Below are 11,690 nucleotides of genomic sequence, written 5' to 3'. Positions count from 1 at the left end.
ACGAAGTCCTGAAACATGACAGAGGGTTCTAACCCTCTTTACCACTCACGACCCCCATGCAGAACCGAACGTATAGGCATCAAGTGGACATTTGTGCGACAAGGGCGGTCCTTTATGGACACTCTCGCTGAGTTTCCCGGCGAAGACCTCCAGACGCTCGAACGCCGGAGTCGTCAGCGGCTCGAAACGGTGATGCTCGAAGATCGTTCCCGCAGTGTCGAACGCGGCTTTGCGGCGACGATCCTCGTCGCCGACGAAATCACGGGTTCCTGACGGTGGCTCGACCCTCGCCATGAACGTTCCTCGTGCGTTGGTGGGTTTGAGTGGTCAGCAGTTCTCCAGGAAGTGCCGCAGCACCCGGGTGCCGAACCGCAGCCCCTCGACCGGGACGCGCTCGTCCACCCCGTGCGCCATCGCGCGGTAGGGGAAGCCTTCCGGGAGCCACAGTGGCGCGAAGCCGTAGCAGTCGATCCCGAGCGGGCTGAACGCCTTCGCGTCCGTGCCGCCGCCCATGCAGTAGGGGACTACGACGGCTTCGGGGTCTTGCGAGCGCAGCGCGTCCGCCATCGCGTCGAACCACGGCGAATCGACCGGTGCCTGGACCGGCGGCTGATGCGCGACGAACTCGCGGGTGACGCCTTCGCCGAGCAGCGCGTCGAGTTCGGCGAACAGTTCCGGCTCGGCATCGGGCAGGACACGAACGTCCACCTGGGCCTCGGCCGAGCTGGGGATCACGTTCACCTTGTACCCGGCGTCGAGCATGGTCGGCGTCGTGCTGTTGCGGACGGTCGGCACCACCAGCGCGCCGGCGGGGCCGAGCCGCGCGATCGTTCCGTCCACATCGGACAGATCGACCGGGACGCCCAGCGCCTCACCGGTGCGTTCGAGGAAGGCCTGGACCGTCGGGGTCAGCTGGACCGGCCAGCGATGCGCGGCGATCCTGCCGAGCGCGGTGATCAGCCGAGTGACCGCGTTCTCGTCGTTGGGGCGCGATCCGTGCCCGGCGCGCCCCTTCGCGGTCAGGCGCAGATGCGCGGTGCCGCGTTCGGCCGTAGCCACCGGATACAGCCGCACGGTCCGGCCGTCGGCGGCGGGGACGTGGTAGGTGTAGGCACCCGACTCGCTGATCGCGGCCGCGCAGCCGTCGAACAGGTCCCGGTGCGCCGCGGCAAGCCAGTGCGCGCCGTAATCGCCCTTGTCCTCTTCGTCGGCCACGAAAGCCAGGACGAGGTCCCGCCGCGGCCGGAAACCGGTCGCGAGGGCGGCGAGCACCATCGCGATGAAGTCCTTCATGTCGACCGCGCCGCGGCCCCAGAGGAACCCGTCGCGCACTTCGCCCGAGAACGGGTCCACCGACCAGTCGGCGGCGTCGGCCGGGACGACGTCGAGATGCCCCTGGACGAGCAGCGCGGGCAGGCTCGGATCGGTGCCGGGCACCCGGGCGATCACGTTCGCGCGCCGGGGCTCGGACTCGATGATCTTCGAGTCGATCCCGAGCCCGGACAGCAGCGAAGCGACGTACTCGGCGGCCTCGCGCTCACCCTCGGAGTCCCCGTTGCCCCGGTTCGTGGTGTCGAACCGGATCAACCGCGAACAGACCTCGACCACATCGAGTTCAGCCATAGATACCTTGCACCGCCCCGGCCGCGATCGCCGTGACGATCTTGAACGCCTTCATCGCTTCGGTCATGTCCGGCGCGTCGAACCCGACGCGGCGCACGCCGATCTGTTCCACCGTCGGGATCACCGCCGCCGCCTGCGCGAGGTGGCTCGCGTCGAACTCGACCTCGATCCGGTGGGGAGTGGTGTACCGCTCGACCCGGCCCGCGCGGTTCATCGCCTCCGCCGCGGCCGAGGACAGCAGCTCGGCGGTCCTGGCGGGCGGAAGGCAGATCGCGGCGTAGCGGCTGACGCACTCCTTGACCGTGACCAGTTCGGCCTCCGGCGCGTAGTCCTGGGCGTCGTCGCAGGCCTTGTCGTCGCCGGAGACGATCAGCACCGGGACGCCGTACTCGGCGGCCATCGCGGCGTTGAGCCTGCCCTCGCTGGCGGGGACGTCGTCGAGCCACACCCCGGTGATCTGATTCTCCAGGTAGGTATGGGAAAGGACGCCGTCGAAGCCGGCTCCGGCGTGGTAGCCGAGGAAGACGACTCCCTCCACGCCGGTGTCGATGCCCTGCATCATCGAGAGCGGCTTGTGCCTGCCGGTGAGCATCCGCGCGCGGCCGTCGAGGTCTTCGAGCAAAAGGTTCCGCTGGGACGAATGCGCCTCGTTGACGAGCACGTCGGTGGCGCCCGCGTTGAACAGGCCCGCGATGGTGGCGTTGACGTCGCCGGTGAACAGGCGCCGGAATCGCTGCCACTGTTCGGTGCCGGGGATGACGTCCTCGGTCCAGGTGACGCCGGTGGCGCCCTCCATGTCCGCCGAGATCATGATGCGCATGCCGGGCACCCTAGCCGAGGCGCTTTGTCCTCGCCCCCGGGATCAGGGCCAGGAACCGGACCGCCGGTAGACCGCCCAGGCACGTTCCCAGGCGGCGGACCGTTGCCGGTCCAGGACCAGCCGGACGGCCCGGTGGAGCAGGACGAGCGCGGCGACCACCGCGAACCAGAGCCAGAGGCCGACGAGCACGGAATCGAACACGGCCGTCGACGCCGTCCGAGGGGCGGCGGTCTGGTCACCGCGGGCGTCGATCCAGATCGGCACGGGCGATCCGGCGGGACTGCCCGGTGTCGCGAAGACGCCGCCGGTGTGCCGGGCGCCGCGAGTGTCGGTCCAGACCGCCTCGGTCGCGGAATCGTCGGTCCCGACGCTTTCACTGTCGACGATGCGGACGGGTGCGGCCTTGAGCAGGTACGCGGTGGTGGCGTGCCGTCCGGCGGCGTCGGTGGCGGCCGCGGCCAGCTGCCTGCCGTGATTGGCCGAACCGACGGCGGCCGCGACGGGGATGGCGAGGACAGCGGCGAGGATGACGAGTTTGAGGAGAAGGGCTTCGAACCGGTCCGAGCCGCGGGCCAGCGAGTTGTGACCCGGGAAGAGCCGTCGCCGGAACAGGGCGATCGGACCGCTGGACCCGTGCACGAGGAACCCCATTCCCTCAGACCGCGAAAACCTCCAGTGTCGATTCTCGGTCACCGGGGCGCCGTTGTCGCGGTAGGGGGACACAGACCACTCTGTGAACCCGTACACAACCTTTAATTCGTTTTGCCCGGCCTCATACCCCCGCTACTGTTCTCGGCATGGGGATTTTCTTCACTCTGTGATTCTCGCCTTCGACGCGGCCCTGGCGTAGAGCCTTCGCTCCGCCGGGCCGCGTCCTTCCGCATGTTCTTCTTCCTTGCGAGAATCAGGAGGACGCCCCTGTGCGCACCCCGCATCGAAATCCCGGAACACAACTCGTGCTTTCCGGTGTCACCAGACGTTTCGACGACCATGTCGTGCTCGACCAGGTCTCCTTCACCGCCAGACCGGGGGAGAAGGCGGGCGTGATCGGCGACAACGGCTCGGGCAAGTCCACGCTGCTGAGACTGATCGCCGGCCGCGACCGGCCCGACAACGGCACGGTGACCGTCACCGCGCCCGGCGGCGTCGGCTATCTCCCGCAGACGCTGGAATTGCCCGACACCGCCACGGTCGGGGATGCGATCGACCTCGCGCTCGCCGACATCCGGGACCTGGAATCCCGGTTGCGGGCGGCCGAGACGTCGCTCGAAACCGCCGAGGACCTCGCCGTCTACGGCGATCTCATGACCGCTTACGAAGCTCGCGGTGGTTACGAGGCCGACGCCAGGGTGGAAGTCGCCCTGCACGGGCTCGGTCAGCCGGGCCTCGATCGCGGCCGCGTGCTGGGCAGCCTGTCCGGTGGGCAGCGATCCCGGCTGGCACTCGCGGCCACCTTGGCCGCGTCACCCGAACTGCTGTTGCTGGACGAGCCGACCAACGATCTCGACGACGAAGCCGTCGCCTGGCTGGAAAACCACCTCCGCGGGCATCGCGGCAGGCTCGTCGCGATCACCCACGACCGGACGTTCCTCAGCCGGGTCACCACCACGATCCTCGAGGTCGACGCCGACCGCCGGACGGTGCACCGGCACGGCAACGGCTACGCGGGTTACCTCGCGGCGAAGGAGGCCGCGCGGGCGAGGTGGGTCCGCGAGTACGAGGAGTGGCGGCTGGAGAAGGCCCGCTACGAAAGAATGGCCGACGTCAACATCGACCGGTTCTCGGCGATCCCGCGCAAGGCCCCGGCGGCCTTCAGCGGGGCGGGCGCGTTCCGGGCCCGCTCCCGGGCGCACGGGGCGATGGGCCGGATCCGGTCGGCTCGCGAGCGGATCCACCGCCTCGAAGTGGACCCGGTTCCGCCCCCGCCGCGGCCGCTCCGGTTCGCCGGGCGGATCGAAGCGGGGGAGACGGAGATCGATCGGTATGTGGTCAAGGTCGACGACGTGTCGGTGGACGGACGCCTTCCGCGGACGTCGCTCAGCGTGCTGCCCGGTGAGCGGGTTCTCGTGACCGGTCCCAACGGGGCCGGTAAGACGACCCTGATGCGGGTGCTCGCCGGTGAACTGGCGCCGTCGACCGGATCGGCGGAGCGGGCGGGGCGGATCGGGTTCCTGCGCCAGAACGGCGGGCTCGCCGCCGATGCCCGGACCGTCCTCGCGGCCTTCGCCGGTGACGGCGAAGAAGAGGAGGCGGCCGAGCGGTTGCTGTCGCTGGGCCTGTTCCGCGCGGCGGATCTGCGGAAGCCGGTCCGGGAGCTGTCCGTCGGACAGCGACGCAGGCTGGAACTGGCCAGGCTGGTGACGGCCAGGACCGACCTGCTGCTGCTCGACGAGCCGACCAACCACCTCGCCCCGAATCTGGTGGAGGAGATGGAGCAGGCGCTCGCCGGGTACTCCGGGGCGCTGGTGGTCGTCACCCACGATCGGCGGCTGCGGCGGACCTTCGAAGGGAGGCGGCTCGAACTGGTCACTTCAGCGGCGTGAGAGGTCCGTCCACCCTGGCCGGGTTGAGGCAGCTGCCCAGCCCGTCGACGAGAGAGCAAGTCCCGGGTCCGCGTTTGAGCCGGTAGCCCTGCGGCACGCCACCCGCCGCCACCAGATCGCGGTAGGCGGGTACGGCGTCCGTGGGGCGCCGGGTCAGCGCGGGGTCGGTCAGAGCGTCCACTGTGTACAGTCCGAACCGGGCGCGATAGCTGCCCCATTCGTAGTTGTCGGTGAGGCTCCAGTAGTTGTAGCCGATGAGGTTCATCCCGTCGGCCTTCGCCCGCTGGAGCCAGTACACGGTGTCGCGCACGTGATCGCCGCGGGAGTAGTCCGCGTCGCGCGCTTTGCCGTTGTCGGTCGCCATGCCGTTTTCGACGATGTAGAGCGGCAGGCGCGGGAACCGGTTGTGGTAGCTGCGCAGGGCGTAGTAGATGCCCTCGGGTTGGAGCTTGACGTCCCAGAACTTGTCGGAGGCGGCGGCGAACACCGTCCAGTTGTCGATGCTGAGGCCGTAGTAGTAGTCGATCCCGATGAAGTCGAGCTTGTCCTTCACCTGGTCGAGGAAGAACCAGTCGGCCATCCCGTTCACCCCGGTGATGTAGGCCTGGTTGCTGGTGACCTTCGACGTCGGATCGAGTTCGTGGATCAGGTCGTAGGCCCGCCGGTGCGCCTGGACGACGTTGGACTGCGCCGCGAGGTACCGCGTCGCGCTCAGCGCGCCGACCTTCTGTTCGTTCTTGAGGAAGATGAGCGGTTCGTTGAACGTCACCCAGAGGACGTCCTGCCCCGCGTAGCGCTGGACGATCTTCCGGCTGAACCCGAGCCAAGCGTCGGCGGTCCGTGCCTCGGCCCAGCCGCCCTGATCGAGTGCCCAGCCCGGGTAGACCCAGTGGTTGAGCGTGATCATCGGGGTCATGCCGGCGGCCCGGACCTGCCGGAGCACGTCGTCGTAGAAGGCCAGTTCGGTTTCGTCCCACCGGCCGGGCGACGGTTCGACGCGAGCCCATTCGACACCGAAGCGGTAGGTGTTGACGCCGAGCCCGGCCGCGAGCCGGATGTCGTCGGCGTAGCGGTGCCGGAAGTCGACGGAATCCCGGTACTCGTCGACGCCGTCCTGCCCGGCGGAGCGGTCCACGAACCGCTTCCAATTGCTGTCCGGGGCGCTGCCTTCGGACTGGTAACCCGACGACGCCACACCCCAGTAGAAGTCCCGGGACCAGTCGCCGTCCTGCGATGCGGACGCGTTCACGGCCGAAAGTGTCGCGCATAGTGAGACGGCGAGAAGCAAACCGGCTCCCCGGCGTAATCTTCCCCGATGCTCCGGCCACTTCGACGATCGTTCACCGGTGTCCGCCATCTTCCGGACGCTAACGTGAGTGAACGGCGTAAACAAGCGGCCGTCCGGGGACTTCGACGATGACGTTGGGGAGATGATCGCCTTGACCGGCAGCACGGTCCGTCACGCCGTCTATCTGCCGCCTTTCGGCCCGTTCGGTGAGCCCGGGGTGCTCGTCGACCTCGCCGTGCGTGCGGAGAGGGCGGGCTGGGACGGCTTTTTCCTGTGGGACCACGTGGTCGCGGACACGATGCCCATCGCGGATCCGTGGACGACCCTCGGCGCGATCGCGCACGCCACCGGCAAGCTGCTGTTCGGGCCGATGATCACGCCGCCCGCCCGGCGCCGCCCGTGGGTGGTCGCCCGGCACGCGTCGACGGTCAGCCGGCTCTCCGGCGGGCGGCTGATCCTCGGCACCGGGCTCGGTTCGGACGAATCCGGTGACTTCAGCCGGTTCGGTGAGCAGACCGACCTGCTGACCCGGTCGGCGATGTTCGACGAAGGCCTCGACGTCATCCGCGCGATCTGGTCCGGCAAGCGGTTCGACCACGACGGAGCGCACTACCAGGTCGCCCTCGCCGAGGCGCCGCCCGAGCCGTTCCGGATCCCGATCTGGGTGGCCAGCTCGACCGACAACCCCCGCGTGGTCCGGCGAGCGGCGTTGTGCGACGGGATCTTCCCGAACCCGGACGACCACACGCCGACCGCGGAGGAGATCGCCGAGACCCATCGCGCGCTCGGCCTCGCCGGGCTGGAACCCGGCCGCCCCTTCGACGTCGCGGTCGCCGGGAACGCGAGTCCGGCGTGGGAAGAGCCGATCAAGGTCGATCTGCCCGCGCTGGGCCAGGCCGGGATGACGTGGTGGATGGAGTCGCTGATGCATCTCGATCCGCTTGAGCTTTCGCAGAAGATCGTGGACGCGGGCCCGCCGCGGTGGTGATGATCAGAGTGCTGGCCACGAGTGCGGGCAAAGCCCAAAGCGCGGCGGTGACGTAGCCGCTGTGGCTGGGGAGCAGGCTGCCACCCGGGGTCGCTGCGGCGAGCAGGGAACCGGCGAGCGCGCTGCCGAGGCTGAATCCGATACTGCGGATGATCTGGTTGATCGAGAGCACGCTGGCGGTCTCTTCCTGAGGCACTCCGACGAGAATGAGCTTGGGCATCAAGGCGAAGATGCCTCCGACGGCGAAGCCGAGCAGCGCGATCGCCGCGAGTACGGCCAGAAGCGAGTGGTCCGCGAGGACGAACAGCAGTGCGCCGGCCATCGCGATCGCGGCCGACAGCGCGTAGGTCCACCGCTCGGTGATGCGGGCGACGAGACGGGGCACCGACTTTCCCGCGACGAACCCGAGCAGCGAGAACGGGATCAGCGCCGCGCCGGCGGCGACCCCCGGGAGCGCGAACCCGTACGGAGCGCCGCCCGGGGTCTGCACATAGCGGGTGAACAGGCTGAACAGCAGGTACAGCCCCAAACCGGCGATGAGGATCGCCACGTTCGCGCGCAAGAGGGGACCTTGGCGCAGCAGCCGCAGATCCACCAAAGGTGTCTTCGCGCGTAGTTCGACGATCGCCCAGACGGCGAGGATCGCGAGAGAGCCGGTGAGGATGGCGACGGCGAGCCAAGCGGTCTTCCAGATCGACGGCTGGGCGATGACCAGCAGCAGACCGAGTGAGCCGATGGCCAGGAGAATCGCGCCGAGGACGTCGATCCGAGGACGTTCTCCCGACACCTCGGCGGGCAGGGAACGCCACGCGATCGCCAGTCCGGCGACGGACAGCACGAATCCGAGCCCGTAGGCGGCGCGTAGTCCCGCGAGCTGGTCGAGAAGGCTGATCACCGGATAGCCGACCCCGATCCCGACCGTCGTGGCGACGGACAACAGGGCGATGGTCGACGCCGACCGCTCCGGCGGCAGGTGCGCGCGGGCGACGCTCATCAACAGCGCCCCGACGGCCACCCCGAGCCCTTGCAGACCGCGGCCGATCAACAAGGCCACGAACGGGAGCGGGAGCACCGTCAGCAATCCGCCCACCGCGACCAGCGTGAGCGCGGCCAGGATCGTGGTGCGCCGATACGGGCCGCTGCCGAGCCGCCCGAGAACCGGGCCCGCGATCGCACCGGCGAACAAGGTGATGGTCAGGGTCCATTGCGCGGCATCGAGGGACACGTGCATCCCCGTGGCGACCGGGGTGATGAGCGGCGCTCCGACACTGCCGATCACCGCGGCCGACAGCGCCGTGCACACCAGCGCGACGCTCAACCGCCCATCCCGGTCGCTCATCGGTTCGTCTCGCTCGTGATGTGCGCGAACAGCCCGGACTGGATCCTGGTGCGGACGCCGTCCGCCCACTCCGCGTCGACCTGCTCGACGTCCATCGCGGCGCCGGCGTTCAGCAGCATCCCGAAGGCGAGGAACGCCTTCACGGACACCGGTTCGAGCCCGGTGCCGTCCTCGGTCGTGTCCCACATCCGCGCGAAACACGCCCGGACCGCGTCCCGCACCTCCGGGTCGCCACACGCGGCGAAGCCCTGAAGCTGCAACAACAATCCGGTCCGGTCGGCGAGCTGGTCGAAGTACCGGGCGCCCATCGCCGAGAGCGCGTCGAGGCCGCCCTTGCCTTCGCCTGCCTCTCGCATCCCCGAGCTGACGGCTTCGAACGCCGACTCGACGAGTTCGAGGAACAGGGCCTTCTTCGTCCCGAACATCCTGAAGATGTAAGCCTGCGTGATCCCCGCTTCCCGTGCGATCGCCTCCGTCGAGGCTCCGTGCAGCCCGTGGTCGGCGAACTCCTTCGCCGCGATCGCCAGCACCTGCGCTCGTCGTTCGGTCCCGCTCATCCGTCCGGCCATAGGGTTAAGTTACTGGTTACTAACTACTAAATAAAGGTGATGTGGATCTACCTCGGGCTGCGGCGACTCCTGGTCTGGTCCGTTAGGTGCCTCAGGGTGGGCGACTGTCGGCACCGGGTCGGTCGGGGTGGTCGTGCTCGGAACTTTCGCGTGACCGAGTGGATGACACGCGTGATCAGACGGACGACACGTGTGTCCAGGCGGACGGCACTCGGCGACGGCCGAGTCCATCGAGTGTCGTCCGTCTGATCACGTATGCCGTCCGCTCAGTCACGCGTGCCGTCCCACCGGTCACGCGAAACCGCCCGACCAGAGGTTCCTGAGGCACGGTTGGCCCTAGCCCGAATCGCCACTCGCGACCACCCTGACCTGAGCGCGCCCGCAGTACCAGCGCTCCCTGTCTACTGTGGACAAACGTTGCATCCTTGGCCGGATTCGGCTGCTCCGAACGACTTCACCACCCTTGCGGCGTCGCGGCCCTTTGGTAGCGTCACCGAAGGCGTCCTGCGAACCAGTGACGCCGGGGGAGAGGGGCGAAATGGTCGACGAGCCGGAGGGAACCAGATCCGACGGGCACCACGCGATGCACCTGGAAACCGGGGTCGCGCTGGTCAACGCCCTGACCGGATCGCATGTCCACGGCAGGCCGAAACCGGAGCTCGGCGGCCACGACCTGATCAGTGCGGCCGCCGAAGCGCTCGGACCCGTGGACGGTCAGGTGGATCTCTTGGTGGCGGAACGACTTCGAACCGTCGCGTCGCGGCTGCGGGAGATCATCGAGTCGCTTTCGCGGCGCGAACACGACCAGGCGGCCGGACTGCTCAATCGGATGCTCGCCGACAGCAGGGCCCGCCCGTATCTGCATCGTCACGGCGAACAGTCGTGGCACTTGCATTTCCACAGTCCCGACGCCGATTTCGTGCAGCAGTGGGCGTCCGGGCTGGCGGTGTCGGTGGCCGCGGCGCTCGGTGACCACATTCCGCATCGCGTCGGGCTGTGCGCGGCGCCGCGCTGTGATCAGGTGTACATCGACGCCAGTCAGGCGCAGATCAAGCGGTTCTGCGGGCTGGCCTGCCAAAACCGCGTGAAAGCCGCCGCCTACCGGGCCCGTCGGTCAGGTTCGTGAGCGTCGCGGAACGGTCGTAGCTCGGCAGCACCGCCGGCTCGTCGCGCGGGATCGCGCCGTGGCCGCCGCACGCCTACCCAAGCTGCGCGACCAGGACGACGCGGCACGGGCGAGGGTCCCGCCAGTCAGAGGTCGTCGAAACGGTCGGTGGTCAACTCTTGACCGTCCGTCGATCCCGTGGGTAATCTCTCCTTTACTTTCCAATAGTAAGGAAAGTTTCCTATTTAATCCCGCCGCCCTGACCGTCGGCCACCAACGCCGGTGCCGCCGACGCGAGAGGAGAAGCCGAATGCGTTGGGACAAGATCCGTCTCCGGGTGACGGCCGCACTGGCCGCCGGACTGCTGGCCCCGGTCGCCGCCGCGAGCACCTCGACGGCCGCCGAGACCGCGGCAGAACCCGCAACGCAGGCCGCCGCCGCGCTGCCGCCGGGCAGTCCGGCCGCGGTCAACGGGCAGCTGAAGGTCTGCGGCCTCCAGCTTTGCAACTCCGCAGGCAAACCGATCCAGCTCCGGGGCATGAGCACCCACGGGATCCAGTGGTACAGCCAATGCGTGAAGGCCGCTTCACTCGACGCGCTGGCCAACGACTGGAAGGCCGACGTCCTCCGGATCTCCATGTACATCCAGGAAGGGGGCTACGAGACCAACCCGCGCAAGTTCACCGACATGGTGCACGGGTACATCGAGGAAGCCACCAAACGCGGGATGTACGCCCTGGTCGACTGGCATCAGCTGACCCCGGGCGACCCGAACGCGAACCTCAGCCGCGCCAAGACGTTCTTCACCGAGGTCGCCCAGCGGCACAAGGACAAGACCAACATCATCTACGACATCGCCAATGAGCCCAACAACGTCAGCTGGGACCGCGTCCGCAGCTACGCGGAGCAGATGATCCCGGTCATCCGCGCCCAGGACGCCGACGGCGTCGTGCTCGTGGGCACGCACGGCTGGGGCTCACTCGGCATCTCCGACGGCCGTGACGAGACCGACGTCATCAACAACCCGGTGCGCGCCACCAACTTCATGTACACGTTCCACTTCTACGCGGCGTCGCACAAAACCGAGTACTTCAACGCGCTGACCAGGGCCGCGAACAAGATCCCGCTGTTCGTGACCGAATTCGGCACCCAGACCGCCAGCGGTGACGGCGGGAACGACTTCACCAACTCCCAGAAGTACCTGGACTTCCTGGCGTCGAAGAAGATCAGCTGGACGAACTGGAACTTCTCCGACGACAACCGTTCGGGCGCGGTGTTCAAGCCGGGCACCTGCGCGGGCAGCTCGTTCACCGGCACGGCTCCGCTGAAGCCCGCCGGTGTCTGGATCCGGGACCGCATCCGCACCGCGGACAACTTCCCGACCTCCTGATCCCGGCAGCGCGCACGTCATGAAG

Annotated in this window: 9 protein-coding genes and 2 pseudogenes; 4 read left to right on the top strand and 7 right to left on the bottom strand. The window is 68.5% G+C overall.

From position 1 onward, the window contains the following. Positions 1-123 precede the first annotated feature (123 nt). The 4 genes and pseudogenes from CFP71_RS12895 to CFP71_RS12880 all read right to left on the bottom strand — a co-directional run. Positions 124-294 (bottom strand): annotated as a pseudogene (locus CFP71_RS12895) (histidine--tRNA ligase); the annotation flags it as partial. A gap of 33 nt (positions 295-327) precedes the next feature. After that, entirely contained in the window at positions 328-1,623 is a 1,296-nt protein-coding gene (locus CFP71_RS12890; RefSeq protein ID WP_093934089.1) for a M20/M25/M40 family metallo-hydrolase, read from the bottom strand. Next, positions 1,616-2,443 (bottom strand): M55 family metallopeptidase, encoded by an 828-nt coding sequence (locus tag CFP71_RS12885; protein ID WP_093934088.1) that lies wholly within the window; start codon positions 2,441-2,443, stop codon positions 1,616-1,618. The genes CFP71_RS12890 and CFP71_RS12885 overlap by 8 nt, the downstream gene beginning before the upstream one ends. 42 nt (positions 2,444-2,485) lie before the next feature. Further along, positions 2,486-3,082, bottom strand: a complete 597-nt coding sequence (locus CFP71_RS12880; RefSeq protein ID WP_244199650.1) for an Rv1733c family protein — start codon at positions 3,080-3,082, stop codon at positions 2,486-2,488. Positions 3,083-3,363: 281 nt separating this feature from the next. Here CFP71_RS12880 and abc-f point away from each other — a divergent pair, with 281 nt between their 5' ends. Beyond that, entirely contained in the window at positions 3,364-4,986 is a 1,623-nt protein-coding gene (gene abc-f, locus CFP71_RS12875) for a ribosomal protection-like ABC-F family protein (protein ID WP_093934086.1), read from the top strand. On the opposite strand, the gene CFP71_RS12870 is transcribed toward abc-f, so the two are convergent. Further along, complete coding sequence (locus CFP71_RS12870; RefSeq protein WP_208635942.1) at positions 4,970-6,235, bottom strand: family 1 glycosylhydrolase; 1,266 nt, start codon at positions 6,233-6,235, stop codon at positions 4,970-4,972. The genes abc-f and CFP71_RS12870 overlap by 17 nt on opposite strands. A 181-nt stretch (positions 6,236-6,416) precedes the next feature. Here CFP71_RS12870 and CFP71_RS44900 point away from each other — a divergent pair. Further along, positions 6,417-7,106 (top strand): annotated as a pseudogene (locus tag CFP71_RS44900) (LLM class flavin-dependent oxidoreductase); the annotation flags it as partial. A 34-nt stretch (positions 7,107-7,140) separates the two neighbouring features. Here the strand turns inward: CFP71_RS44900 and CFP71_RS12860 are convergent. Both CFP71_RS12860 and CFP71_RS12855 read right to left on the bottom strand, forming a co-directional pair. Further along, positions 7,141-8,601 carry an MFS transporter gene (locus CFP71_RS12860; protein ID WP_143267072.1) on the bottom strand — a complete coding sequence of 487 codons (1,461 nt, stop codon included), beginning with the start codon at positions 8,599-8,601 and terminating at the stop codon, positions 7,141-7,143. Continuing rightward, complete coding sequence (locus tag CFP71_RS12855; RefSeq protein WP_244199649.1) at positions 8,598-9,170, bottom strand: TetR/AcrR family transcriptional regulator; 573 nt, start codon at positions 9,168-9,170, stop codon at positions 8,598-8,600. Before CFP71_RS12855 ends, CFP71_RS12860 begins: the two co-directional genes overlap by 4 nt. 538 nt (positions 9,171-9,708) lie before the next feature. Between CFP71_RS12855 and CFP71_RS12850 the strand changes: the two genes are divergently transcribed. Then, positions 9,709-10,296, top strand: coding sequence for a CGNR zinc finger domain-containing protein (locus tag CFP71_RS12850; RefSeq protein ID WP_093934082.1), 588 nt, complete (start codon positions 9,709-9,711; stop codon positions 10,294-10,296). A 289-nt stretch (positions 10,297-10,585) separates the two neighbouring features. After that, the gene (locus CFP71_RS12845) at positions 10,586-11,665 is read left to right on the top strand and encodes a glycoside hydrolase family 5 protein (RefSeq protein WP_093934081.1); all 1,080 of its coding nucleotides are present in this window, start codon (positions 10,586-10,588) and stop codon (positions 11,663-11,665) included. The last annotated feature ends 25 nt before the right edge of the window (positions 11,666-11,690 follow it).

This window comes from Amycolatopsis thailandensis, from assembly GCF_002234405.1.
In the GTDB taxonomy this organism is placed as follows: Bacteria; Actinomycetota; Actinomycetes; order Mycobacteriales; family Pseudonocardiaceae; genus Amycolatopsis; species Amycolatopsis thailandensis.
Note: the sequence above shows the minus strand (reverse complement) of the source record. Positions and strands in the feature narration are given on the sequence as shown.